The sequence below is a fragment of the Micromonospora sp. NPDC049204 genome, assembly GCF_040647935.1.
Classification (GTDB): Bacteria; Actinomycetota; Actinomycetes; order Mycobacteriales; family Micromonosporaceae; genus Micromonospora.
The window spans coordinates 157,644-183,722 of sequence record NZ_JBEZDC010000004.1 but is presented as its reverse complement, the minus strand read 5'-3'; the positions used below and the strand labels follow the sequence as shown (position 1 = coordinate 183,722).

20 protein-coding genes and 1 pseudogene are annotated in these 26,079 nt (G+C 71.4%); 10 read left to right on the top strand and 11 right to left on the bottom strand.

Annotated features, from left to right (window positions below; genetic code table 11):
- Positions 1-365 precede the first annotated feature (365 nt).
- Positions 366-557, bottom strand: coding sequence for a DUF397 domain-containing protein (locus AB0A90_RS09970; RefSeq protein WP_357244642.1), 192 nt, complete (start codon positions 555-557; stop codon positions 366-368).
- Complete coding sequence (locus tag AB0A90_RS09965; protein WP_357244639.1) at positions 548-1,351, bottom strand: helix-turn-helix transcriptional regulator; 804 nt, start codon at positions 1,349-1,351, stop codon at positions 548-550. Before AB0A90_RS09965 ends, AB0A90_RS09970 begins: the two co-directional genes overlap by 10 nt.
- 302 nt (positions 1,352-1,653) lie before the next feature.
- On the opposite strand from AB0A90_RS09965, the gene AB0A90_RS09960 reads away from it, so the two are divergent.
- Entirely contained in the window at positions 1,654-1,869 is a 216-nt protein-coding gene (locus tag AB0A90_RS09960; protein WP_357244636.1) for a flavin reductase, read from the top strand.
- A 63-nt stretch (positions 1,870-1,932) separates the two neighbouring features.
- Here AB0A90_RS09960 and AB0A90_RS09955 read toward each other — a convergent pair whose 3' ends face one another.
- Positions 1,933-2,472: a hypothetical protein gene (locus tag AB0A90_RS09955; RefSeq protein WP_357244633.1), complete on the bottom strand. Its 540-nt coding sequence runs from the start codon at positions 2,470-2,472 to the stop codon at positions 1,933-1,935.
- Between the two features lie 183 nt (positions 2,473-2,655).
- The gene (locus AB0A90_RS09950; RefSeq protein WP_357244630.1) at positions 2,656-3,588 is read right to left on the bottom strand and encodes an ABC transporter ATP-binding protein; all 933 of its coding nucleotides are present in this window, start codon (positions 3,586-3,588) and stop codon (positions 2,656-2,658) included.
- Positions 3,589-4,370: 782 nt separating this feature from the next.
- On the opposite strand from AB0A90_RS09950, the gene AB0A90_RS09945 reads away from it, so the two are divergent.
- The 5 genes from AB0A90_RS09945 to AB0A90_RS09925 all read left to right on the top strand — a co-directional run bounded on the left by AB0A90_RS09945 (position 4,371) and on the right by AB0A90_RS09925 (position 11,249).
- Positions 4,371-6,461: a TRAP transporter fused permease subunit gene (locus AB0A90_RS09945; protein ID WP_357245183.1), complete on the top strand. Its 2,091-nt coding sequence runs from the start codon at positions 4,371-4,373 to the stop codon at positions 6,459-6,461.
- Entirely contained in the window at positions 6,458-7,480 is a 1,023-nt protein-coding gene (locus tag AB0A90_RS09940) for a TAXI family TRAP transporter solute-binding subunit (protein WP_357244627.1), read from the top strand. Before AB0A90_RS09945 ends, AB0A90_RS09940 begins: the two co-directional genes overlap by 4 nt.
- Positions 7,481-7,543: 63 nt before the next feature.
- Complete coding sequence (locus AB0A90_RS09935) at positions 7,544-9,895, top strand: nitrate- and nitrite sensing domain-containing protein (protein ID WP_357244625.1); 2,352 nt, start codon at positions 7,544-7,546, stop codon at positions 9,893-9,895.
- Positions 9,892-10,284, top strand: coding sequence for a roadblock/LC7 domain-containing protein (locus tag AB0A90_RS09930; protein ID WP_357244622.1), 393 nt, complete (start codon positions 9,892-9,894; stop codon positions 10,282-10,284). The genes AB0A90_RS09935 and AB0A90_RS09930 overlap by 4 nt, the downstream gene beginning before the upstream one ends.
- On the top strand, positions 10,281-11,249 hold the full coding sequence (locus tag AB0A90_RS09925) for a TAXI family TRAP transporter solute-binding subunit (protein WP_357244619.1): 969 nt from the start codon (positions 10,281-10,283) through the stop codon (positions 11,247-11,249). Before AB0A90_RS09930 ends, AB0A90_RS09925 begins: the two co-directional genes overlap by 4 nt.
- Before the next feature lie 16 nt (positions 11,250-11,265).
- On the opposite strand, the gene AB0A90_RS09920 is transcribed toward AB0A90_RS09925, so the two are convergent.
- The 4 genes and pseudogenes from AB0A90_RS09920 to AB0A90_RS09905 all read right to left on the bottom strand — a co-directional run bounded on the left by AB0A90_RS09920 (position 11,266) and on the right by AB0A90_RS09905 (position 17,709).
- Complete coding sequence (locus AB0A90_RS09920; RefSeq protein ID WP_357244616.1) at positions 11,266-11,802, bottom strand: hypothetical protein; 537 nt, start codon at positions 11,800-11,802, stop codon at positions 11,266-11,268.
- Positions 11,803-13,726 (bottom strand): annotated as a pseudogene (gene dnaG / locus AB0A90_RS09915) (DNA primase).
- A 101-nt stretch (positions 13,727-13,827) separates the two neighbouring features.
- Entirely contained in the window at positions 13,828-14,427 is a 600-nt protein-coding gene (locus AB0A90_RS09910) for a hypothetical protein (protein ID WP_357244613.1), read from the bottom strand.
- Positions 14,428-14,544: 117 nt separating this feature from the next.
- Positions 14,545-17,709, bottom strand: a complete 3,165-nt coding sequence (locus AB0A90_RS09905; RefSeq protein ID WP_357244610.1) for a BTAD domain-containing putative transcriptional regulator — start codon at positions 17,707-17,709, stop codon at positions 14,545-14,547.
- Positions 17,710-18,125: 416 nt separating this feature from the next.
- Here AB0A90_RS09905 and AB0A90_RS09900 point away from each other — a divergent pair, with 416 nt between their 5' ends.
- The 3 genes from AB0A90_RS09900 (at position 18,126) to AB0A90_RS09890 (ending at position 22,793) form a co-directional block, all read left to right on the top strand.
- The gene (locus AB0A90_RS09900; protein WP_357244606.1) at positions 18,126-19,652 is read left to right on the top strand and encodes a hypothetical protein; all 1,527 of its coding nucleotides are present in this window, start codon (positions 18,126-18,128) and stop codon (positions 19,650-19,652) included.
- Positions 19,653-19,776: 124 nt separating this feature from the next.
- Positions 19,777-21,483, top strand: a complete 1,707-nt coding sequence (locus tag AB0A90_RS09895) for a glycoside hydrolase domain-containing protein (protein ID WP_357244603.1) — start codon at positions 19,777-19,779, stop codon at positions 21,481-21,483.
- 104 nt (positions 21,484-21,587) lie between these two features.
- On the top strand, positions 21,588-22,793 hold the full coding sequence (locus AB0A90_RS09890; RefSeq protein WP_357244600.1) for a low temperature requirement protein A: 1,206 nt from the start codon (positions 21,588-21,590) through the stop codon (positions 22,791-22,793).
- 7 nt (positions 22,794-22,800) lie between these two features.
- Here the strand turns inward: AB0A90_RS09890 and AB0A90_RS09885 are convergent, their stop codons facing one another.
- From AB0A90_RS09885 to AB0A90_RS09875, 3 genes are all read right to left on the bottom strand, one after another.
- Positions 22,801-23,631, bottom strand: a complete 831-nt coding sequence (locus AB0A90_RS09885) for a siderophore-interacting protein (RefSeq protein WP_357244597.1) — start codon at positions 23,629-23,631, stop codon at positions 22,801-22,803.
- A 15-nt stretch (positions 23,632-23,646) separates the two neighbouring features.
- Entirely contained in the window at positions 23,647-24,879 is a 1,233-nt protein-coding gene (locus AB0A90_RS09880) for a deoxyguanosinetriphosphate triphosphohydrolase (protein WP_357245181.1), read from the bottom strand.
- Positions 24,880-24,960: 81 nt separating this feature from the next.
- The gene (locus AB0A90_RS09875) at positions 24,961-25,314 is read right to left on the bottom strand and encodes a VOC family protein (protein ID WP_357244594.1); all 354 of its coding nucleotides are present in this window, start codon (positions 25,312-25,314) and stop codon (positions 24,961-24,963) included.
- Between the two features lie 252 nt (positions 25,315-25,566).
- Between AB0A90_RS09875 and AB0A90_RS09870 the strand changes: the two genes are divergently transcribed.
- Positions 25,567-26,067, top strand: coding sequence for a roadblock/LC7 domain-containing protein (locus tag AB0A90_RS09870; protein ID WP_357244591.1), 501 nt, complete (start codon positions 25,567-25,569; stop codon positions 26,065-26,067).
- Positions 26,068-26,079 lie beyond the last annotated feature (12 nt).

Genomic DNA, 26,079 nt, shown 5'->3' with positions numbered 1-26,079 from the left:
GCCGGCCACCCTACGACGAGCACGTCGCCGTGTCGCCCGGGTTTCGGCCGGCTCGTCGCTGATGATCCACTCGGGTTCACGGAAACCGCGGCGTCCGCGGCCGGCTCGCGCTGGTGAGCGGCACGGGTTCACGCAAACCGGGGCGTCCCGGCCCGCTCGCGCCCATGATCCACTCGGGTTTCACGGAAACCGGGGGGTCCACAGCGCTGCGACACCCAGGTTTGCAGGAAACCGAGTGGATCTAGCGGTCCGAAGCGCCGGAAACGGGCGACCGGCGACCGGCGACCGGCGACCCGCCGCGACCGCCGCGACTGCCGCGACCGCCGCGATCGGCGCGACTGCCGCGACCGCCGCGATCGGCGCAGCTACCCGCGAAGGGCACCGAGCCCGACGAACGCACGCCACGCGTCCGGCGCGAAGACCAGCACCGGGCCGGTCGGGTCCTTGGAGTCACGGACGGCCACCACCCCGGGCAGGTTGTCGGCCACCTCCACGCAGTTACCGCCATCTGGGCCGCTACGGATGCTCTTGCGCCACCGGGCACCGGTCAAATCCATGTCTCTGCTACTTCCGCCAGGAGATCGAGGGACTGCCTGTGCGATAGTGCCTCACCCCGGATCGACTCCCACACCTCGACCATCTGACGGACGTACTCTGCCCGGTCGATGACCTGCCCATGGCGCTGGCCGGCGAGGTAGACGAGGTCCTCCCCCTGCCGCGACGTAGCAATCACAAAGGGTCCACCGAGCCCAACGTAAGCACCGGCAGCGGACGGCACGACCTGGATTCGGACCCTGGGGAGCGCGGAGCCAAGTTTCACCAGGTGCTGAATCTGCTCGCGCATCACTTCCGACCCGCCGACGGAGCGGCGGAGCACGTGCTCGTCGATCACGGCAGTGAGCAGCGGAGGCCGGTCGCGGGTGAGCAGTCCCTGACGGTCCAGCCGGGTTGCCACCTGCTGCTCGATCTCGTCCGGCGCGAACAGCCCGCCGCCGGTCAGTAGCGCGCGGGCGTACCCCTCGGTCTGCAACAGACCTGGCACACACAGCGGCTCGAAGGAGCGCAGCGCGGTGGTCTCCTGCTCGACGCCGGCCCAGTCGCGGAACCACGGCACCACGGCCTCGCGGCTGATCCGCCGCTGGATGCGTTCGAAGCGCCCGTCGGCCGCGAACACGGCGTCGCACCGTCGCGCGAAGTCCAGGCTCGGCCGCCGCTCGGACGTCTCCACCTTGGCGACCAGGGCTCCTGAATAGCTCAGGGCCTCGGCAAGCGTCGCCTGGGACAGGCCACTCGTGGCCCGGGCCAGGCGCAGCTCCTCGGCGAAGTGCTCCAGCATGGACGAACTCTCCACGGACAGCCTCCGTACATCCTCGTACCGTGCCGGGCCGATCACCGCACGCGCTGGTCGTCGGCGCGCGCAATCTCCCACGGTAGTCGGATCCTCAGCAGACTGTCACGCAGCGGAACCGCTCACGGGCAAAGGACGGCGGGCGGAACCAGGCCGGGAGCGTCCCGTGACCACGGTCCGGGGCGCTCCCCTCCCACCCGACGGAGGTTCCCCGTGCGACTCAGGTGCCGGCGACGCGCCCGCCCGAACGGCAGCCACTGGTTGCGGGATCGGGACAGCCACTGATGCCCCGCTACCGCCCACACGTGGCAGCGCGCCCCTCTTGGCGCTGCCGGGTCTGCGGTGCGGCGTGGCCGTGTTCCCCGGCCCGGCTGGCGCTGCTCGGCGAATACCGCGAGGACCGGATCGGCCTGCTCGTCTACCTCGCCACGTTGCTGTGCGAGGCGACCGGGGATCTGCCCGGCCAGGCCGTCGACGATCGGCTGAGCGACCGCTTTCTCACCTGGGCCAGAGCCCGCTGATTGTTGGCAGCTCGATCACGCGGGAGACGATCGGACCACCTCGCTCGCGGGGGCCTCCGCCGGTCAGGCCGGTCGGTGGGCGCGGACCAGCGCCTGCACGGCGTAACCGAGCAGCAGCACTCCCGCGCCGACGCCGACCACCAGACCCGCGGACACCGCCGAGGCAAGGCCGGTGACCAGCCCCGCCACTGCCACCAGGCACAACGCGACGCCGAGCGGACGCAGCAGCGGGTCCCGCAGGAGCGGGGCGAGCGGGAAGAAGTGCAGCCCCACCACCAGGCAGACCAGCACCGGCACGTACTCGGACCAGCCGGCGGCGACAAGCACGGCGGCACCCAGCCCGGCGGCGGCGAATTCGGCGACGACGATGAGCAGGTACGGGCGGTCGGCTGCCCGGCCCCGAGGGCTGCCGGCGCCTCGGAGTCGGGCCGCCAGTACGCCACCCAGTGCGGCGGTGAGCAGTGCGACGATGCTGCCCACCACCAGCAGGGCGCGCAGCGGTTGCTCCGCCGCCGGCACACTGAACCAGACCATCGCGAAGATGCCCAGGTAGAGGGCGGTCAGCCCGGCCTGACGTCGGTTGGTGGTCACCAGATCGGACATGAAGCTCCTTCGGGGTACGACAGGCCGCCGGTCACCTTAACGGCGGCCCGGCCGCCGTTAACCGTCGCCCGCCCGCAACCCGGCGCGCCCGTGCCCGGCCCCCGCCTCGTGGTCGACTCGACGTCCGGAAAGTCGGGGCGTCAGCGCCACGCCGACACCCCGATCTCCGGACAGCCGAGTGGGTCAGTCGACCAGGGTGCGGCCGGTCAGGTGCAGGAAGACGTCCTCCAGGCCGCTGCGCCGCACCAGCACGTTGGCCGGGTCGAGCCCGAGCGCGGCGACGTCGGCGACCGCCGCGTCGCCGTCGGGCACGTAGAGCAGGACCCGGTCGGGCAGCACCTCGACCCGCTCCCCCAGGCCGTCGAGCTTGCGGGCGAACGGCTCCTGCGACTCGGCGGCGAAGCGCAGCTCGACCACCTCCCGGGTGGAGTGTCGCTCGATGAGCGCCCGGGGCGAGCCCTCGGCGACGATCCGCCCGCCGTCCATCACCACCAGCCGGTCGCAGAGCTGCTCGGCCTCGTCCATGTAGTGCGTGGTGAGCACCAGCGTGACGCCCTGCTGCTTGAGCCGGAACAGCCGCTCCCACACCAGGTGCCGGGCCTGCGGGTCGAGCCCGGTGGTCGGCTCGTCGAGCAGCACGATCTCCGGATCGTTGACCAGCGCGCGGGCGATGGTCAACCGGCGCTTCATCCCGCCGGACAGCGGATCGACCTTGCTGTCGGCCCGCTCGGTGAGCCGGACGAAGTCGAGCAACTCGTCGGCCCGTTCCCGGGCCGCTCGGCGGGCGATGCCGAAGTAGCGTGCGTAGACCGTCAGATTTTCCCGAACGGTCAGCTCCGGGTCGAGATTGTCCAACTGTGGGCACACGCCCAGCCGGGCTCGGATCGCCGGACCGTCGGCGACCGGGTCCATGCCGAGGATGCGCAGCTCACCACCGCTGGGTGGGGACGTGCACCCGACCATCCGCATGGTGGAGGACTTGCCCGCGCCGTTGGGGCCGAGGAAACCGAACGCCTCACCCGAGCGCACCTCGACGTCGATGCCATCCACGGCGGTGAAGTCACCGAAGCGCTTCACCAACCCTCGCGCCTGAATCAGTGGCCGCCCCGAAGTCACCGCCAGACCCTATCCGCCGGGTCCGACAACCCTCCACGCAAATTCGACGCCAGACCCCACCCCCCACCGCGTCGATCTTGCCGTTGAGCCCAATCCGAGCCGGAATGAGTGGTCGCCCGAAGGCACCACCGGCCCCGAACCGACACCGCGGACAGCACCACCCCAATAGCGCGTCGACCGGATCAAGATCACCATGGATGGCCCGGACCGTCAGCAGTGCCGGGTCTTTGCAATTTGTCGGCGGCAAAGAGGCTCCGGGATTCAGCAACACCCGGATGGCCGACGCGATAACAAGAAGGTCACACCGGCAAGTTTTTTCGCCTCGCGACGGGGCAAGACCGAACCGGACGAAGATGGGCAAAGCAGCGCGAAGCCGGCGTGCCGCGACGAATGATGTGACTTTTAGTGATCACATGTTGGGGATGCGTATCCGTTGGTTCCCACCACTCACCGACCCCGCGAGCGGGACCACGCAGCCTGCACCACCTGCCGAATCGCCGACTGTCCGCGACTGCCGCAGACACGAATCCCATTCTAGAATCGACATTCTCGGGGATTCCCCTCAGCAAACAATAGTCACCCACAGCAATCACGATCAACAATATTCCCAGACAGCGCAGTCCCCCGTAGTGTCCCCCAGCGTGTCATCCGCCCAACCTGTTCAGGACTCCGTCCCCTCGCCCCGAAACGACGACGCCCCCGCACCGGCCGACATCGACGAACAGCCGCTGACGCCAGCCGCCGAGAAGGGGCCAGCCGCCGAACCCGGTGGGACCGATCCCGTGCCCGTGGGCGGGCAGCCCGACCGCGAGCTGACCGCACAGTTCGAGGACGAGAAACCGGGCCGGGTTTTCACCGGGCCACTCGGCTTCTTCTTCGCGGGCGTCACCCTTGCCGTCGCGCTCCTCGCCATCTACCAGGTCTTCTTTCCGCTGGCTCAGGGCAGCAAGTTCTACCTGATCATCTTCCTCGCCGGCGTCCTGCCGATGGTCTTCCTGGCGTATCCGTCGGGAGTGCGCCTGCCCCGACGAGGCACCCCGGCAGCGCGGACCGACCCGGCGAGCAGACCGACGAGCCGGATGCGCCCCACCCCGGTCGACTGGGTGCTCGCCGTGGCCGCGTTGCTGAGCTGCCTCTACCCGGTGTTGCCGGTGGCCGTCGGTACGGGAGGCGGCGGATACGACGCCTTCCTCGACCGACAGGGGCTGCTCGACCCGGTCGACCTGATGCTGGGCACCGTGCTGCTGCTCCTGCTGCTGGAGGCGTGCCGCCGAACCACCGGGTGGATCCTGCCGGCGGTCTGTCTGCTCTTCCTGGCCTTCGGCTACTACGGCGGGCTGCTGCCGCAGTCCTGGCCGGTGGCCCATGCCGGTCTCGACTTCGGGCAGCTCATCGACGCGTTCTACAACTCCGACAGCGGCTTCTACGGGACCCCACTGGACGTGGCCGCCTCGTACATCGTGCTCTTCACCATCTATGGCGCGGTGCTGGACCTCTCCGGCGCCGGTCGGTTCTTCGTGGAACTCTCCGCCGCCGCGTTCCGCCGCTCCCGCACCGCACCGGGACGCACCGCGGTGGCCGCCGGCTTCCTCCTCGGAACCGTCTCGGGTTCGGGTGCGGCCACCACGGTCAGCATCGGCTCGGTCACCTGGCCGATCCTGCGCCGAGCCGGCTATCCGCCGGAGCGGGCCGGCGGCATGCTCGCCGCCGCCGGCGTCGGCGCGATCCTGTCACCGCCGACGCTGGGGGCCGCCGCGTTCATCATCGCCGAGTACCTCGGCGTCTCGTACCTCCAGGTGCTCGGCTGGGCCACCGTGCCGACCCTGCTCTACTACCTGGGCATCCTGCTCGCGGTCGAGATCGACGCCCGCCGCTCCGGAGTACGTCGGGTCACGATCGACGCCGGGTCGGCCTGGTCGCTACTGGCCCGTTTCGGCTACCACTTCCTCTCGCTGATCGTGATCGTCGTGATGCTCGCCCTCGGCGCCTCGGCGACCAGGGCGGTGGTGCTGGCCACCGCGTTGGCGGCCGTGCTCTCCTTCCTGGACCGGCGGCACCGACTCACCGCCGCACGCCTGATCGAGGCGCTCAGCAACGGAGTGCGCGGAGTGTTGGCGGTCACCGCGGTCTGCGCCGCCGCCGGCATCATCACCGCCACCACCACCAAGACCGGGCTCGGCCCGCAGGCTGCGGCGCTGCTGCTCAGCGGCGCCCAGGCGATCAGCTCCGACCCATTCGTCGTGCTCCTGCTCACCGCCCTGCTCGCCGCGCTCGCGCTCACGCTGCTCGGCCTGGCCGTGCCGGTCACCGCCTCGTTCGTGATCGGCTGGGTGATCATCGGCCCCGCGCTGCTCAACCTGGGCGTCGCCGCACCCGCCGCGGCGATGTTCGTCTTCTACTTCGCGGTGCTCTCCGAGGCCTCGCCGCCAACCGCGCTCGCCGCGGTGGCCGCCGCCGCCGTCACCGGCGGACGACTGGTCCCGACCATGTGGCAGACCCTGCGGTACGCGCTACCCGCGTACCTCATCCCGATCGCCTTCGTGCTCACGCCAACCGGGCTCGGGCTGCTCGGTATCGGCGGGGTGGACCGCATCCTGCTGGCCGGTCTGACCACCGCGCTCGGGGTCGCGGTGCTCGCGGTGGCGGCCGGTGGATGGCTGCCCGGCATCGGCCCGGCCGGAAGGCCCGAGCGGATCGTCGGCGCGCTCGCCGGGCTGGTTCTGCTGTGGCTCGAACCTGTCCCCGTCATGGTCGGCGCCGCCCTGGTCGCGCTCACCGTGGCGGGTGTTCTGCTCCGTCGCGGAACGGCCAACCGGACGGCCGCCGCCGGCAGGGGCGTCAACCAGAAAGACCATCAGAAGGAGAACAGGTGAGACGGATCAACGTGCGAATCGCCGCGAGTCTCGGGGCAGTCACCCTGCTCACGGCCGGCGTCGCCGGATGCGGAGGCCGTCAGAAGAATGCGGCCACCGACGACACCTCCAGCGCGGTCGGCTGCGAGGTCACCAAGGACACCCGGGTCGGCATCGCCACCGGCAACGCCACCGGGGTCTACTACGTCGTCGGCAACGCGCTCGCCGGGCAACTCGCCACGGCCAGCGGCGGCAAGCTCACCGGCACCGCCGCCGAGACCGGCGCCTCGGTGCAGAACATCGAGCAACTCGTCGCCGGACAGTACGACGTCGCCTTCTCGCTCTTCGACACCGCGGTCAACGCGACGCAGGGCAAGGGGAGCTTCAAGGGGCCGCAGCCGGTGAAGGCGCTCGCGCGCATCTACGACAACTACACCCAGGTCGTCGTCCGGGCCGACGCGGGAATCACCTCGGTCGCCGAGATGAAGGGCAAGAAGATCTCCACCGGATCGCCCAAGTCGGGTACCGAGGTCATCGCGCAGCGGCTACTCACCGCGGCCGGCCTCGACCCGGCAAAGGACATCCAGGCACAGCGACTCGATCTGACCAAGACCGTCGACGGCATGAAGGACGGCAGCATCGACGGCTTCTTCTGGTCCGGCGGCACCCCGACCGGCGGCGTCACCGACCTCTTCACCACCGCGGCCGACAAGGTGAAGTTCATCGACATCAGCCCGCTGCTGCCGAAGATGGCAGAGCTGAACCCCGCGTACCAGGCCGGCACGATCGCCAAGGACGTCTACCAGACCCCCGCCGACGTCCCGACCATCGTGGTGCCGAATGTGCTGCTGGTCCGCGACGACCTCGACGCCAACGTCGCCTGCGTCATCACGAGGACCGTGTTCGAGAAGAAGGACGCCCTCAGCCAGGCCAACCCGGCGGCCAAGGGCATCGACCTGACGAACGCGCGCAAGACCGACCCGGTGCAGCTGCACCGTGGGGCGGACACGGCGCTGACGAAGCTGAACGCCGCAAGCTGATCCGATCGTCCCGGCCCGGGCTCACCGCCCGGGCCGGGCACCATCCCGACCCGGGAGGCCCCCGTGCCGCTCCCCGCCCACGTACGCCAGCATCGCACCGGCGGTGTTCTCGAGAACCTTCGCTCGATCCGCACCCAGCTACTCGCGCCGATCCTGGTGACGATCATCAGTCTGACCGTGCTCGGTGCCGCGCAGACCAAGGCCGCCCTGGACGCCAGCGCGGACGCCGACCGGGCCCGTGTCCTCTCCGGCACCGCCACCGTCACCGTCCAGCTGGTTCACGAACTGGAGCGGGAACTCGGCGAGACGGCGGCGCTGCGCCAACGCGGCGGCACCGCCGGACGGCCACTCGTGGACGCCCAACGGCGCCGCGTCGATGCTGCCGTCGAGCGGTTCCGCTCCGCCGATGAGCAGGCCCGGGAGTCGGTGCCCGAGCTGACGTCGGTGCTCGGCAGGGCCAGAGGTCAACTCGATGGGCTCTCCCCCAACCGCGCCCTGGCGCTGATCGGCACTGAGGCGGACACGGCGTACGCCCGTACCGTCGAGTCCCTGCTGGCCGTCGCGGACGCGCTGCCGGCTCAGTTGCGTGACCCGGAGTTGGCCAACGCCGCCCGGGAGGTCGCCTCCGTCGCCACCCAGGAGCACCTGGCCTCCGTCGAACGTGACCTGCTGCGCGCCGTCTTCGTCCGGGGGCGCCTCGACGCCGGCGAGCTTGCCTCGCTGGGTTCGCTCAACGGTGCTCAGGAGCAGCGCGAGGCCGAGTTCCTCCGGATCGCGACCGACACGGCGAGCAGGTCCTGGGCCCGGCTGCTGACCGGCGGTGACGTGGAGACGGCCCGCACCATGCGGAACGCGGTGCTGGAGACCGACGGTGGCGCCGAGGCGATGAAGACCGATGGCGACGCCTGGTTCGTGGCGCAGAGTGGCACCCTGCGCCGATACAACCTGCTCGGCCGTGAACTCTCCGAGGACCTCGACCGCGACGCGGCGGCGCTGGCCCAGGACACGCTGAGGAAGGCCCTGCTCACCGGTGGGGTGACCGGCGCCGTGGCGCTCGGCTCGCTGATCACGGCCGTGGTGCTGGCGATCCGGATCAGCCGGCGGTTGAGCCGCCTGCGGGCCGCGGCGTTGGCCATGGCGAACCACGAGCTACCGGAGCGGATCACCGCCATCGCCGCCGGGGCGGAACGCCCGGACGAGAGCGCCGCTGGCGCGGCCACCGCCGCGATAGCGCGTGGTCACGACGAGGTCGCCCAGGTCGCCGCGGCTTTCGGCACGGTCAGCCAGGCCACGCTGCGCCTTGCCGGCGCGCAGGCCGAGTTGCGCCTGGACATGACGCGGATGGCCGAGGCGCTGGCCCGGCGGATCCGCACCCTGATCACCCGCCAGCTACGGCTGCTGGACGACTTCGAGCGCGAGGAAACCGATCCCCGGATCCTCGAACGCCTCTTCGCACTGGATCACCTCGCCGCACGCCTGCGTCGCAACGGGGAGAACCTGCTGGTCCTCTCCGGCGGGGAGCCGAGCCGGGGGCACGAGGCTCCGCTGCACCTGGAGGACGTGGTCCGGGCGGCGGCCTCGGAGATCGAGCACTATCCCCGGGTGGAGCTGAACCTGCCGGCGGCCGGGGTGCACGGCGCGGCGGTCGGCAGCCTGGTGCACCTGCTCGCCGAACTGCTGGAGAACGCCACCGTCTACTCACCGCCGCACACGCCCGTGCTGGTCGACGGCCGGCAGACGGTGGACGGGCTGCTGCTGCGGGTCCACGACCACGGAATCGGCATCCGGCCGGGCCGACTGGCGTCGATCAACGACCGGCTCGCGAGGCCAGCCATGATCAGCAGTGCGGCGGCCGGCAGCATGGGACTGCACGTCGTGGCTCACCTGGCCGTCCGGTACGGGATTCGGGTGCAGCTCTACAGCACCGACAGCGGCACCATCGCCCAGGTGCAACTCCCCGACCAGCTGTTGACCCGGATCGAGACGGTCGCCCATCACCAGCCCGTGGCGGGTCGGCCACTGGCCGGACGGCCGGCGGCCTGGTTCCGACCGGCCAGCAACGCTGCCGCCGGGGCACGGCCACTTGTCGCCGCCCAGGGCGCGGCGGGCGGGCAGGCTCGCGGCGTCGCCACGGTACCGCCGCCCACCGGGCCGATTCCCAGCGCTGCTCCCGCGCCGCCGCCGGCCGCCCCACCGACCCCGCAGTTCACCGCCGGCGGGCTGCCTCGTCGGAGCCGCGGTGACCAACTGCCCGCGCAGCTACCCGAGCACCTGTCCCCACCACCGTCCCCCGTCAGCGAGTCGGATCTGCTCGACCCCGAGGTGGTCCGGCGTCGCCTCACCGCCCTCGCCGAAGGCGTCGCGAGCGCCGCCCGCTCCAACCCGTACACGACACCCAACGGGAGAATCCGATGACCACACCCGCGCCAACAGGTCTGGACTGGCTGCTCGCGAACTTCGTGGACCAGGTTCCGGACGTGTCGCACGCCCTCGCGGTCTCCGAGGACGGGCTTCGACTGGCCGCCTCCCCACACCTCTCGATCGACCAGGTCGATCAACTCGCCGCCGTGATCAGCGGACTGGCGAGTCTGACCGTCGGCGCGGCCCGACTGATGTCCGCCGGCCGCGTACGCCAGCAGATCGTCGACATGGACGGCGGTGTGCTGCTGGTGATGGCGGTCGGCTCACGCGCGCTGCTCGGCGTGCTCGCGGCACCCGGCTGTGACCTCGGCCAGATCGGCTACGAGACCGCAACCCTGGTACAGCGAGTGGCCGAGGCCCTGGAGCCGGCGGTACGCCGGTGACCACACGAGTGCGGCGGCTGGTGGCGGCGCTGCTGCTGGCCGTGCTCGTCGCCGGTTGCGGTGGCGAGTCGCCCCCGTCGGACGCCTGGCACGGCGGGCGCATCTTCCTGGCCACCGGCAACACCACAGGCGTCTACTACCAACTCGGCGGCGGTTACGCGGACCTGATCAATCGGAATCTGCCCGGCTACGAGGCACGGGCCGAACCGACCGGCGCCTCGGTGGAGAACATCAACCGCCTGACCACCGGCGACATGGAGATCGCGTTCAGTCTCGCCGACACCGCTGCCGACGCCATCGCCGGAAAGGGCGCGTTCGACGGGAAGCCGCAGCCGGTTCGCGCGCTGGCCCGCATCTACAGCAACTACACGCATCTGATCGTGCGCGCCGACAGCAAGATCGAGAACGTCGCCGACCTCCGCGGCAAGCGGGTCTCCACCGGCTCGCCGAAGTCCGGCACCGACATCATCGCCGGCCGGCTGCTCACCGCGGCCAGCCTCGATCCGGACCGCGACGTCCGACGGCTCACCCTGTCGCTGCCCGAGACGGTGAAACAGATGCGGGCCGGAAGGCTGGACGCCCTGTTCTTCTCCGGTGGTCTGCCCACCCCCGGCATCAAGGACCTGCTCACCAGTTCACCGGGGGCGTTCCGGCTACTGCCGCTGGACAACCTCCTCCAGCCGTTACAGAAGGGCTACGGCCCCGTCTACACCACCGCGACGCTGACCGCCAACGTCTACAACACGGCGAGTGACGCGCCCACCATCACCGTGGCGAACGTGATCCTGGTCAGCGCCGACATGCCCGACGGCCTGGCGTACGACCTCACCCGGACGCTCTTCGACCACCAGAGAGAGCTGATCGCCGTCCATCCCGAGGCGGCGAACTTCACCCGGGCCAGCGCCGCGCTGAGCGAGCCGATCCCGCTGCATCCCGGCGCCAGCCGCTACTACCAGGGGAGTTGAGCAACCGAGCGTTCGCTCAGAGGTCGCCCGGAGCCGTGGCGGCGCGGGCCACGCCGACCAGGCGGTCGGTCTCGGCGAGCAGGGCCTCGTCGTCCGCCGGGGTGCCGGGATCGAGGCGGACCGTCCAGGTGAGACCGTCGGCCCCCGCCACGCGGCGGGCCGCGACCCGCGCCGCGCCGCCGGGCACCGGCTGGTGCTCGGTGTACGCGACCGAACGCGTCACCCGCGCCCGCACCTGGTGTGGCAGCTCCTGCGGATCGAGGAGGAAGTAGGTCTCGGCCGGGCCGTCGGCGACGAGCGTGTAACCGTCGCGTTCGGCAACTGTCTCGGCCGGTGTGACGGTCAGCTCCCGGCCGGACCAGACCGCCTTGAGGATGGTGTGCCAGCCGAGCCGGTGCCCTCGACCGGGCAGCCACAGCCCGAGGTTGCTGGCGACCACCACCCCGTCGCCCTCGCCGTTGCCGACGGCCGCCCAGGCCAGCACCCGTTCGTCCGGGGCCAGCGGCGGCCGGTCGGCCGGTGGCAGCTTCGGCTTGCGGCTGAACAGTCCCATCTAGAGGCCTCCCGCAGCCTGCTCACGCAACGCCCGGGCATGCTGCTCCAGGGACAGCAGCTCACCGAAGGCGGCGAAGTACTCGTCCTTGTTGTTGACCGGGTTGATCCGCTGGATGCGCGACTTGAGGTCCCGGACGCGGGCGGTCACCGACCCGAACTGCACCCGCGCCATCGTGATCGACACGTAGCGCGGGTCCGGTTCGCCGTCGATGCGCAGCGGCTCCACCGCCAACTCACCGACGAGGGCCGCCGCGGCCAGATCCTCGCAGGCGTCCCGGACCGACTCGATCCAGACCGCGCCGCCAGTCGCCGACGCGGCCCCACCGGCGGTCGCGATGGCGGTACGCACCGCGACGTGCACCGGGTGGCGGTATTCGGGCGCCTCGACCGCGTCGAACATCGGCCCCGCCAGGACCGGTTGCTGGAGGGCGAGCTTCAGCGCCTCCCGCTCGACCATCGACTGCGGGCTGTCCAGGGCCGGTTCGGGGCGAGCCGGGGCGGGCCGGGCGCCGGAGGCGGCGGCGCGGTTGCCGGGGGCGGCGTCGCGCGTGCCGGGCGGCGGGGTGTTGGCGGCGGCGAGCACCGCCCGCTGCACCGGCTCGATCTCCATCCCGAGGTCCATGGCGAGCTTGCGGACGTACTCGGGGCGCTTTTCCCGGTCCTTGAGTCGCGCGACAAGCGGCGCGGCGTGACGCATGGCCTCGACCCGGCCGTCGACGGTGTCCAGGTCGAAGCGGCTGATCACGTGACGCAGCGCGAAGTCGACGAGCGGCTCCCGGCGGGCGACCAGATCCCGCACGGCCAGGTCACCCTTGGCCAGCCGCAGGTCGCACGGGTCCATGTTGTCCGGGCTGACCGCGATGAACGTGCGCCCGACGAACCGCTGGTCGTCCTCGAAGGCCCGCAGTGCGGCCTTCTGGCCGGCGGCGTCACCGTCGAAGGTGAAGATGATCTCGCCGGCCACCTCGTCGCTGTCGAACAGGAGCCGCCGCAGCACGGAGATGTGGTCCGCGGCGAACGCGGTGCCGCAGGTCGCCACCGCCGTGGTCACCCCGGCCAGGTGGCAGGCCATCACGTCGGTGTAACCCTCGACGATGACCGCCCGGCCCTGCTTGGCGATCTCTCGTTTGGCCTGGTCGATGCCGTAGAGCACGTGCGACTTCTTGTAGATCGGCGTCTCGGGGGTGTTCAGGTACTTCGGGCCGTCGTCGTCGTCGAAGAGCTTGCGCGCGCCGAAGCCGATCACGTCGCCGGCGAGGTCGCGGATCGGCCAGAGCAGCCGACGGCGGAACCTGTCGATCAGGGTGCCGGAGCGGGACTCCCGGGACAGCCCGGCCGTGACCAGCTCCTGGTGGGTGAAGCCCTGCTGGCGCAGGTGCTTGGTGAGCGGGTCCCAGCCCTCCGGCGCGAAGCCACAGCCGTAGCGCTCGGCGGCGGCCCGGTCGAAGCCCCGTTTGGCCAGGAACTCCCGGGCCGGCCGGGCGCCCGCCGTGCTGAGCTGCGCCCGGTAGAACTCGACGGCGGCGGCGTGCGCGGCGACCAGGCGCTGCCGTTGACCCTGCTGCGGGCGGGGGCGCGGGGTGCCCTTGTCGTCCTCGATGTAGCGCAGTTGGATGCCGGCACGGCCGGCCAACCGCTCGACGGACTCCACGAAACTGAGGTGGTCGGCGTCCATCAGGAACTTGATGGCGTCGCCGCCGGCCCCGCAACCGAAGCAGTACCAGACGTTGCGGGCCGGGGACACGTTGAACGACGGGCTCTTCTCGTCGTGGAACGGGCACAGGCCCTTCAGGTTGCCGCCGCCGGCGGACTTCAGGGTGACGGTCTCGGAGATCACATCCCCGATCGAGGTGCGTTCCCGGACCAGTGCGATGTCCTCGTCCCGGATCCGCCCAGCCATGCGCCACCCCCTCGGCGTACATCCTGCCCTGCCGGACCGACGACACGCCGGCCGGGGGATGCCGGTGTGGCGGCCACCGCTGCCGGCTGGGCGGTTCCGGCCCGCGGGCCGGTCCGCGCAGGGTCAGGCCAGGCCGGCGCACGCCGTCTGGACGGCGGCGTTGAGGCCCGTGTCACCGCAGTCGGTGGCTGCCGAGGTACGCGCGACGACCCGCCAGCCCTTGGCCTCCTGGTGGAGGAACATCTGGCCGTCGGGGATCTCGGCCGGCTGCGGGGCGACAGCCATCAGCCGGGCGTAGCCGTTGCGGCAGGCGAAGACCGCCACGTCCTGCACAGTCTGCCCGCTTACTGCCGCTCTGGCGGCCGCGAGCAGGACCTCGGGGCGGCAGGACGGCGTGTCGGTGACGTGTTGCTCGTCGTCGAGACGGATCGGCCGGGTGGTGGTCGGGGCCGGGTCGACCGCCCGACCGGCGCCCGCACCGGGCCGAGCCGAGGCGGAAGCCGGTGGCGCGGGGACGCCGGAGGTCGGGACGGTCGCCTGCGGTCCGGGAGCGGTCGGCTCCGGCGCGGGAGCGGTCGGCTCCGCCGCGGCGACCGGCGCCGACGAGGTCGGGGCGGGAGCACTCGCCGCCCCGCCGGTGCGCTCGTCGTGCGCACATCCGGCCGCCGGCAGGGCCAGCGCCACCGCCGCCACCAGGCACGCGCCACTGCGTCGAATCGTCATGATCATTTCTCCTTCTCGTCGGGCTGCCGTCCGGGGCGATGCCCGGTGCTGGTCCGACGCTAGGGAGGTGGCCTGCGGTTGGTCTTGACGAAACCTGGAAGCCAAGGTCACCGGCAGTCAGACCAGGTGCGCACCGGTCACGGTCCGGCCCGCCAGGGCTGTCGCGGCGCACCCGCACCGCCACCGCTCGTGCCAGTCCGGCACCTCGCGGGCTTCCCGGGTGCCGAGCCGCTCGAAGGTCAACGCGGCGGTCTCCCACACCCGGTGCGCCGACGCGACGTCACCCAACGCGGCGTGCGCCGCACCAAGATCGCGCAATGTCCGTGCCGCACCGAGATCATGGTGCAGTTCGGCCCAACCGTCGTGGGCCAGCCCGAGGGCCTCCAGGGCGGCCCCCGGCCGCCCAGCCGCCAGGTGCAGCTCACCGACGGTCCGCTGGACCAGCGCACTGCCGAACCTGTCATTCAGCCGGCGGCACGTCGCCAGGCTGCGCTCCAACGGCGCCAGTGCCCGACCCACGTCACCCTGCCGCAGCCACACCTTCGCCAGCGCCTGCTCGGTGTAGCAGGCGAGCAGCTCGTCACCGCTCGCCACGATCAGCTCGTGGGCCTGAGCGCACCAGCGCTGCGCGTCGTCCAGCTCACCCCGGGCCCGGTGCACGAGGCCGATCCCCCGGGCGGCGATGGCTTCCCCCCGGACGTGACCGAGCGCCCGGTACGCGTCCATGGCCCGGCCGATGAACAGCACCGCCTCCTCGTCGTCGCCGAGCTCCCGCAGGCAGTGTCCGATCCCGTAGGTGGCGTGCGCGGCCGCGTTGTCGCCGCCGATCCGGTTCAGCACCTCGGCCGCCGCGGTCAGCAACGGGACAGCCTCCCGATGCCGGCCCACCTCGCGCAGCACGGCGCCGAGCCCGCTGCGCGCTGCCGCCGACCCGTGCTCGTGATCGGACGCCTCGAACAGCTCGATGGCGCTGCGGAAATTCTGTTCGGCCTCGACGAACCGGTCCTCCTTGTAACGCAGCAGCGCGATGCCGCACGCGATCACCGCCTCGCCGACGGCGTTCCCGGCGGCACGTGCCGCCGCGGACGCCGCCGCGTGGGTGCGCCCCCAGCCGACGAAGTCGTTCCGGACGGCGAAGGACGCATAGACCAGCGCGTCCGCCAGCGCGCAGGCCGCCACGTCCATGCCAAGGTCCGCGGCCCGCTCCACCGCGACGATGAGTGTCGACGCCTCGACCTCCAGCCAGCCGGGTAGCTGATGGTCCGCCGGGAGCGGGACCGTCGGCACGTCGACCGGCTGCGGGGTCTGCCGGTAGAGCGGCGGAACGGCGTACGGCTGCCGTTGGTTGAGCCGTTCCCCCAGGTCGGTGGCCGTCGCCAGGACTCGGGCCACCGCGGCGCGCAGCGCGACGTCGGCGTCCTCGTCGACGGCGCGTTCCCAGGCGAACAGCCGGACCAGGTCGTGGATGTGGTAGCGGAGCAGCCCGTGCGTCGGGTCGGGTAGGGCGGTCACCAGCCGGGCGTCGGCGAGTTGCTCCAACAGCTCTTCGGCATCGTCCACCGACCCTCCGATGAGCGCCGCCACCAGCCACTCGGCGAAGCTCGGCACCCCGAGAAAGCCGAGCAGCCGGAACGCCCGTCGGGCCGCCGGATCGAGCGCCTGGTAGCCGACCCCGACGCTGACCCGCACGGCCAACCCGTCCGCGGTCATCTCGTCGAGCCGCCCGCGTTCGTCCCGCATGCGCTCGGCGAGGCGGGCGATCCGGCGGTGCGGGCGCGCCGCGATCCGCGCGCCGACGATCCGCAGGGCGAGTGGCAGGCCCGCGCACATCTCCACAAGCGCGTCGGCCGCCTCCGGTTCCGCCGCCACCCGGTCCGGCCCGATGACGCGATCCAACAGGTGGATCGAGTCGGCCTGGTCGAGCAGTGGCACCTCGATGTGTTCGGCACCGGGAACGGTGGTCAGCAGTGCCCGGCTGGACACGATCAGGGCGCTGCCCGGGCCGCCGGGCACCAGGGGCCGAACCTCCTCGGCGCTGACCGCCGAGTCGAGCACGATGAGGAAGCGCCGCCCGCTCAGCATGGCCCGGTACTGCCCGAGCTTGTCCGCCAGCGTGGGGAGCTGGTGGATGTTCGTGGCGCCGAGGGCCCGCAACACCCGGTCGACCGCCTCCCCCGGGTCACGGCCGCGACCACTGAGCGTGACGAAGATCTGACCATCCGGGTACGCGTGCCGCAGCAGATACGCCAGTCGGATGCTGAGGGCAGTCTTCCCGACCCCACCCAGACCGGAGAGGATCAGCACGGGTGCGGCGGTGCCCTCGGCAGGCCGACCATCCGGTTGCAGCACCGTCAGCGCGCGGGAGATCTGCGCTTCGCACCCGACGTGATCGGGCAGGTCGGCCGGGAGCTGACACCCGGGTCCGGCGCCGGTGCGGTGCGGCGGCTCCGGGTCGGCCTCCACCGGCACGGGTACGACGGCAGACGGCTGCGCCGGGCGCGGCACCTCGACAACGGGTGTGGGCGCCACCGGTGCCCGCAGGGTGCCGCGCAGGATCTCCCGGTGCAGGTCCTGGAGGTCTGTCCCCGGGTCGACCCCCAGGTCGTCAACGAGTCGGGCCCGGGTCCGGGCGTACAGCTCAAGTGCCTCGGCTCGGCGTCCGTTGAAGTAGAGGGCCCGCATCAGGCTCAGCACCAACGGCTCGACGAGCGGGCTTCGGTCCACGGCCAGGGTGAGCCGCTCGGTGACCGGGCCGGGCCGGCCGTGGGTGATCTCGCTGTCGGCCCAGTCGAGCAGGACCCGGATGAGCTGTTGACGCAGACCCTCCCGGACCCGCGACGCCCAGTCGCCGGGCAGGCCGTCGAGGGGTTCCCCGCGCCACAGGTCGATCGCTTCCCGGAGCAGAGCCGGGCGGTCCGGATGCTCGGCCGGCAGGCCCTGCGCCTGCTCGGCGAGGCGGCGCAGCCGGTGCAGGTCCACGCGGTCCGGGTCGGCGGAGAGGAGATAGCCGGTCTGACTGCGACCCACGGTGATCGGCACCGTCTCGGCGGACCGGGCGGTGGTCAGGATCCGCCGGATGCGGGTCAGGTAGGTGTACAGGACGCCGCGTGCGTCGGCCGGCGGCGTCTCGTCCCAGACGCGATCGACGAGCGCCTCGATCGGCACGCTGCGACCCGCGTCGACGGCGAGTACGGCGAACACCAACCGCTGCTTCGGCGGACCCAGCTCCACCGGTTGCCCGTCGACCACAACCTGCAGGTCACCCAATATCCGTAGTTCCACGGCTTCGCCCCCGCGCCCGTAGTGCCTACACGGCCCACGATCGGGGCCGCCCACGCTGTCAAGGATCCGTTCAGGTTCGCTACCGCATCCGGCTGCGAGGGTCTCCCCAGCCAGTCACCGCGAACAGCACGCGACACCGCTCAACGGGGTGCCACGGCTCATGTGTCCTCATCCGAAGGGACGGTTGCCGACCCACAACCGCATAGCAGGACCAACCAGGGACCGACCACTTCGGACGGTACCCACGGTGACGCCTGTGTCGCGGATCTTAACCGGCCGCAGCAGATCCAGCCAAGGGTCTCGATGCTCCCGGTCCGGTCGTCACCGCCCGGCACTCATCCACCTCGAAGGGAAAAGTTGTGCAGTCAGGAATCCGCCGTACGCGGCGAGCGAGCAGCATCATCGGCGCACTGGCCATGATCGCCACTGGACTGGTCGGCCTGTCACCGGCCCCCGCCCAGGCCTCCGAAATCGAGGGCCCCATCAGTCGCAACGAGGTCCTGTCCCGGGCCCAGGACTGGGTGGAGCGCGGCATCACGTACACGCAGACCGGCACCTGGGCGAGCGATGTGGACGGGGACAAGACCTACCGGCGCGACTGCTCCGGTCTGGTGTCGATGGCCTGGCACCTGAACACGAGCTACGTCACAGGCGACTTCCAGGGGTCCAACTCCCGCTGGTACACGCTGGGGAGCAGAGACGACTGGCAGCCCGGCGACGCGATGGTACGGTCCGGCCACATAGAGCTGTTCGCGTTCTGGGCGGATCGGAACGACCACGGCAAGGGCGCCTACGTCTATTCGTTCAACACTGATGACGAAACGGTCCAGAACCCGTACAAGAACAGCAATTTTGGCCACCTGGGCTTCAACAGTTCGGGTGACCTGTCGAGCTTCAAGCCGATCCGGCGTACCGGTCTGATCACCTCCCCGACGACTCCCGCGAAGCCGCAGGCCACGAAGCTGTCGGTGGCGCTGAACGCGGACGGTCGTATGCAGGCGTTCCAGACGCGTGGCTCCGGTGCGGTGCACAGCACCTGGCAGTCCGCCCCCAACAGCGTCTTCGGCGACTGGGTCAGTCTCGGCGGCAGCGCCCTGAAGTCGCCGACGGCGGTGACGAAGGCGGACGGCCGGATCGAGCTGTTCGCGATCGGTGGGGACGGGAAGCTCTACCACAAGTGGCAGAGCACGGTGAACGGTCCGTTCTCCGACTGGACCAGCCTGGGCGGCAGCGGGCTCAGCAGTGACCTGAACGTCGCCACGAACGCCGACGGACGCCTCCAGGTCTTCGTCATCGGCGGCAACGGCAGCCTTTACAGCATCTGGCAGACCACCACCAGCGGCCCGTGGTCGGCCTGGGCGAACCTCGGCGGCAGTGACCTGCGCTCGCTCAGCGCCGTGAAGAAGAAGGACGGCCGGATCGAACTGTTCGCGATCGGTGGGGACGGCAAGCTCTACCACAAGTGGCAGAACACGGCCAACGGCACGTTCGCCGACTGGACCAGCCTCGGCGGCAACGACCTCACCACCGAGCTCGCCATCTCCGCCAACGCCGACGGACGCCTCCAGGTCTTCGTGATCGGCGGCAACGGCGCCCTCTACAGCATCTGGCAGACCACCACCAGCGGCCCCTGGTCGGCCTGGACCAACCTCGACGGCACCGACCTGAGCGCCGTCCGGGCCGTCACCAAGACCGACGGCCGGATGGAACTGTTCGCCATCGGCGGCGACTCGAAGCTCTACCACAAGTGGCAGACCACGGCCAACGGGCCGTTCTCCAACTGGACCAGCCTCGGCGGCAACGACCTGACCAGTGACCTCGCCATCTCCGCCAACGCCGACGGACGACTCCAGGTCTTCGTCGTCGGCGGCAACGGCGCCCTCTACAGCATGTGGCAGACCACCACCAGCGGCCCCTGGTCCACCTGGGCCAACCTCGGCTGACCCGGCACCACCGCGGGGGTCACCGGCGCGGCCGGTGACCCCCGCTCCACCGCAGACTCCCGGTCCGCCCCTCGGCGGAGCCGCGCCCTCGTACGCCCCGGTAGCCCTTGGAAAGGAACTTCCCATGCGTGTTTCCTCCGCACCGCACCTGTCCAACCAGATCTCCCGACGCGGCGTGCTGGCCGGTCTGGCCGCCATCGCTGCCGGCGGCGTCACCGGGCTGAGCTTCGGATCCCCGGCGGCCGCGGCCGCCCTGCGCCGCGGCGTCGACTACTCGTGGGGTCGCCCGAGCATCAGCGCCCTCCAGGCCGGCGGTTACACCTTCGCCTGCCGATATCTGAGCGACAGCACCACCGGCAAGAATCTCACCCGGAGCGAGGCGGACGCCCTCATCGCGGGCGGCATCGACATCGTCTCCAACTGGGAGTACACCGCCAGTGAGGCGCTGCTGGGGTACGCGAAGGGGGTCGAGAAACCCACCAAGGCGCACAGCCAGGCGTTGGCCTGCGGCATGCCGGCGGGCAGGCCGATCTACTTCAGCGTGGACTTCGACGCCTCGGCGTCGCAGCAGCCCGCCATCAACGCGTACTTCGACGGAGTGGCCTCGGTGCTGGGCCGGGCGCGGGTCGGCGCCTACGGCGGCTACTACGTGATCAAGCGACTCTTCGACGCCGGCAAGATTCGCTGGGGCTGGCAGACGTACGCGTGGTCGTCCGGTCAGTGGGACAGCCGCGCACAGCTGCGGCAGGTGGAGAACGGCGTGCCCATCGGCGGGGCCGACTGTGACCGCAACGAGGCCTGGGCCATCGACTTCGGCCAGTGGGGCACCCGGCGGCCGGCCGCCCGATCGCTGACGGCGGCGTTGAATGCCGACGGCCGGTTGCAGGCGTTCCAGACCCGCGGCTCCGGTGCGGTGTACAGCACCTGGCAGACCTCCGCGAACGGCGTGTTCGGCGACTGGGCCAACCTCGGCGGCACCGACCTCCAGGCCCCCACGGCCGTGACCAAGCCGGACGGCCGGATCGAGCTGCTGGCCATCGGCGGCGACTCGAAGCTCTACGACAAGTGGCAGGCCACCCCGAACGGGCCGTTCGCCGACTGGGCCGGCCTCGGCGGCACCGACCTCACCACCGATCTCACCGTCGCCACGAACGCCGACGGACGCCTTCAGGTCTTCGTCATCGGCGGCAACGGCAGCCTCTACAGCGTCTGGCAGACCACCACCAGCGGCCCCTGGTCGGCCTGGGCGAACCTCGGCGGCACCGACCTGCGCTCGCTCAGTGCCGTGAAGAAGAAGGACGGCCGGATCGAACTGTTCGCCATCGGCGGCGACGGCAAGCTCTACCACAAGTGGCAGAACACGGCCAACGGTCCGTTCGCCGACTGGACCAGCCTCGGCGGCAACGACCTCACCACCGACCTCACCATCGCCGCCAACGCCGACGGACGCCTGCAAGCCTTCGTCATCGGCGGCAACGGCAGCCTCTACAGCATCTGGCAGACCACCACCAGCGGCCCCTGGTCGGCCTGGACCAACCTCGACGGCACCGACCTGCACGCCATCAAGGCCGTCACCAAGACCGACGGCCGGATCGAACTGTTCGCCATCGGCGGCGACGGCAAGCTCTACCACAAGTGGCAGACCACGGCCAACGGCCCGTTCTCCGACTGGACCAGCCTCGGCGGCAACGGCCTCACCACCGACCTGGCCGTCGCCACAAACGCGGACGGACGACTCCAGGTGTTCGTCGGCGGCGGCAACGGCAGCCTCTACAGCATCTGGCAGACCACCACCAGCGGCCCCTGGTCCACCTGGGCCAACCTCGGCTGACCCGGCACCACCGCGGGGGTCACCGGCCGCGCCGGTGACCCCCACCACCGACCGGCTGGGCGGTTCCGGCCCGCGGGCCGGGTCCGCCCGGGGACCATGACCAGATGCGCAGGGTACGGACCGGAGCCCCCCACGTACCGAACTGGCTGGCCAGCCGGATGGGGTTGCGTGGACTGGCCCCGCGGACCGACGAGGCCGGCCACCGGCACGCCACCTGGCTGGAGCTGTTCCTCGACCTCATCTTCGTGTACGCGCTGGCGGCGGTGGCGGCCCGGCTGGGCAACGAGCCGAGCCCGTCGCCGACGGCCGTGCTGGCCGTGATCGGGCTCTTCGTGGTGATCCAGTGGGCCTGGCTGGGGCAGGTCTACTACGACACCCGGTTCGACCCGGACGACGCGCCGCACCGACTGCTGGTGCTTGTCGCGTTGGTCGGCGCGGGCGCGATGACACTCGGGGTCGACGAGGTGCCGGAGAGCGTGCTCCTGCCGGTCGGTTACCTGATCGTGCGGGGCGTGCTGCTCCTGCTGTACCTGCGGGCCCGTCCGACCAGCCCGATGGCCCGCCTGGTGACGACCGTCTACCTGATCGGCTTCGGGTCGGGCTGGCTGATCTGGCTGGTGTCGCTGATGGCGCCCACCGAGCTGCGTCCCGTCCTGTGGATCGTCGCGATGGTCATCGAACTGGCCACGCCGTGGGTCGGGGTCCGCTGGCTCAACCGCTGGCCGGTGGACAACCGGCACCTGCCGGAACGGATCGGCCAGTTCACCATCATCGTGCTCGGCAGCGCGCTGGCCAGCCTGCTCTTCGCGGTGCCGGACCACCCTCCGCCGCACATGATCCTCACCGCCGCGATGGCCTTCCTGATCCCGGCGGCCGTCTGGTGGGTCTACACCACATTCGTCACCACCCGACTCCTCCAGAGCCGCCTACGCGGCGGGCAGGCGTACAGCTTCCTGCACATTCCCCTCGGCGGCGCGCTGCTGCTGCTCGGCTGGTCGCTCGGCCAGGTGGTCCGGCTTGTCGACGACAACGCGGCCCGCCTGCCGCTGGAGCTGCGGCTGCTGCTGGGCGCGTCGATGGTGATCTGGACGTTGTGTGGCCTGGCCCTGTACTGGCTGTGGACCCGACCGAGCCGCGCCCGGTTGGCGATCGCCGCCTACGGGGTGCTCTCGGTCAGCCTGATCACCGCGACGGTGCACGAGCCGAAGTTGATGCTGTCCCTGCTCGCGGCGGCGATCGTCGGGTACGCCGTGCTGCTCAGCCGACGACTCACCAGCGCCCGGGAGTCGAACCAGACGCAGGAGGGTTGAACGACCCTCAGGCGGCGGTGGCCTCCTCGGCTGCCACCTGGTTGTTCCAGTCGGCCTTGGTGGAGCGCCAGCCCTCGTCGTCCATGCCGCGTCGCCAGTAACCGGAGATGGAGAGCCGGTCGAGGGGCACGCCCCGCTCGCCGCGCAGCAGTCGGCGCAGGTCCCGGACGAAGGCCGCCTCGCCGTGCACGAACGCGTGCACCTGCCCGCTCGGGAACTCCAGCGCGCGTACCGCAGCGACCAGCGCCTCGCCCACCGGGCGGTCGCCCCGGTGCAACCAGGTCAGCTCGACCGCGCCGGGGCTGAGCAGCTTCTGCTCGTCCGCCGGGTCGCCGATCTCCACGAAGACGTGGGCCGGCGCGCCCAGCGGCAGCCGCTCCAACGCGGCGGCGATCGCCGGCAGGGCGCTCTCGTCGCCGACCAGCAGGTGCCAGTCCGCGTCCGGGCTCGGCGCGTACGCCCCGCCGGGGCCGACGAAGTGCACCGGGTCACCCGGACGCAGCGCGGCGGCCCACGGGCCGGCCAACCCCTCGTCGCCGTGGTGCACCACGTCCACGGTCAGCTCCTCGGCCAGCGGGTCCCACCGCCGCACGGTGTACGCGCGCAGCCGGGGCCACTGCTCCCGAGGCAGGTCCCGGCGGATCGCGGCGAGGTCCAACGGCTGCGGGTACGCGACGCCGGGCTGCGGGAACACCAGCTTGATGTAGTGGTCGGTGAACTCCCCGACCGGCAGGCCGACCATCTCGTCCCCACCGAGGACGAGCCGGATCAGGTGCGGGGTGGGCCGCTCGCTGCGCAGCACGTGGGCCGAGGTGACGTTCCTGGGACGTTCCGTCATGTCAGTTAGGCTAGCCTAAGCTGGCTCGTGGTCGGTCGGCGGTGCGCTCCTACCGGTCAGGCGGGTGTGCCAGGTCACCGCCGCCGGGTCGGTGAGCGAGGCGACCTGGTCGATCACCACCCGCAGTCGGGCGGTGTCGTCCGGGGCCGCCCGCCACAGCGGGGCGAAGATCGGATCGAGCCCGTCCGGGGCGTGCCGGAGCAGCGCGGCCACCACCTCGGCAAGCATCGTCCGCTGTCGTTCGTAGCGGCCCCGGTAACCGGAACGGCGCATCACGTACCGCAGGGCGATGCCCTTGAGCAGCGCGCACTGCGCCCGGACCAGCCTCGGCACCACCAGATCGGCGTCGTAGCGGCGGTGCGGGCCGGGACCGGAGCGCTCCTCGGTGGCGGCCACCGCCGCCGAGACGAACCGGCCGGTCAGTCCGCTGGTGGTGGCCTTCAGCGCCACCTGGGCGCGGTGGCTGCCGTCGTACCCGGCGAGCGGGGCGAGCAGCGGGTCGGCCAGCAGGTCCACCAGCACCTCGGCCAGGTCGGCCGCGGACTCGCCGGAGTAGGCGGCGGCCACGTCGGCGCAGAGCGCGGCCCGCTCGTCGGCGTCCGCGAGCAGCGGACCCAGCGTGACGTACCCGCCGTGGATGCCGTCCTCCACGTCGTGCACCGAGTACGCGACGTCGTCGGCCCAGTCCATCACCTGCGCCTCCAGGCAGCGCCGGTCGCCGGGCGCACCGGCCCGGATCCAGCCGAAGACCGGCGCGTCGTCCGCGTACACCCCGAACTTGCGCTGCCCGGGGCGACGCGGCCAGGGATACTTGCCGATCGCGTCGAGCGACGCCCGGGTCAGGTTGAGGCCGGCGGGCGAGCCGTCCGGGGCGAGCACCTTCGCCTCCAGCCGGGTCAGCACCCGCAACGTCTGCGCGTTGCCCTCGAAGCCACCGCAGGGTGTGGCCAGCAGGTCCAGAGCGGACTCGCCGTTGTGCCCGAACGGCGGATGCCCGAGGTCGTGGGCGAGCCCGGCGACGTCGACCACGTCCGGGTCGCAGCCCAACCGGGCACCCATCTCCCGGGCGATCTGCGCCACCTCCAGCGAGTGCGTCAGCCGCGTACGCAGGAAGTCGTCGGTGCCGGCCGTGTGCACCTGGGTCTTGGTGGCCAGCCGCCGGAACGCCGCGGAGTGCAGCACCCGGGCACGATCGCGCTCGTACGGTGACCGGCGGTGCCCGGTGTCCTTGGGCGCCTCGCGCACCAACCGCGCGTCCGGCGCGCCCGCCTTACTCCTCGCGCTCACGCAGCCGCCGGTGTTCGCGACTGCGGGGCTCGCAAAACCGGCTCACTCCTCGCGCTCACGCAGGACGCAGAACTCGTTGCCCTCCGGATCGGCCAGCACCGTCCACTCGACGTCGCCCTGGCCGATGTCGACGTGCCGGGCACCCATGTCGACGAGCCGCTCGACCTCGGCCTCCCGGTTGGCGGGGCGCAGGTCGAGGTGCAGCCGGTTCTTGCGGTCCTTGCCCTCGGTCACCGGCACGAAGACCAGGCCGGGCAGGCGGTCCGCGGACTGGCGGATCTCCACCTCGTCGGGAGTGTCCCTGATGACCTGGTAGCCGAGCGCCTCAGCCCACCAGCGGGCCAGCCGGCCCGGATCGCGGGCGTCGACGGTCAGGTTCTCCCAGACGCTTGTCATTCAGTCACCTTTCCCGTTCGACGGCGTACGCAATCAGCCGTTTGCGAGCGAGCCAAGGTTACGCCCGTCACGGTTGGTCGACGTGCCCCCGACGCGTCGTTGAATCGTCCACAACCGCCGATCGGCCCGGAGTTGTGGACCGATCGCCCTGGGTTACAGGCTCGCGGGCGGAGGTGGCCAGCGGTAGCGTTCCCAGCGCGGAAAGTGACGAGCCGACCGACACGCAGATCCCGACCGGTAAGGGAGCAGCTCGTGGACGCAGACACGGTGGTGGGTACGGAGCTACGCGGGCTGCGTCGACGCCGGCCCGACGTCGCCGGGACGGTGCTGGCCGGCACCGACGGGTTGCTCATCTCCAGCGATCTGCCCAGCACCGACGCCACCCATCTCGCCGCGTTGGCCGCCGCCAGTTTCGGGCTCGGGCACCGGGTGGCCGACACCGTCCGGCGGGGTGAGTTCCGGGAGTCGGTGGTCTGCACGACGGCTGGCTGCGTGGTGACCTACCCGGCGGGGCGCACCGCCCTGCTGACCCTGGTCACCGCGTCGCCGGTGGAGGATTTGGAGACGCTGCACCAGGAGGCTCGGGCGGTGGCCCGGCGGACCGGATCGGTGTTGGACACACGTGTCGGCGGTGGCGGCGCCACCGCCGTTCCGAATGGGCACGCGCCACTCGCCGTGCGTACCCCGATGGCGACCCTGCCCACCCAGTTGCGCCGCTCGTCCCGGCCGACCTGGCGGCGCCCGCCGATCTGATCGTCGGTGCCG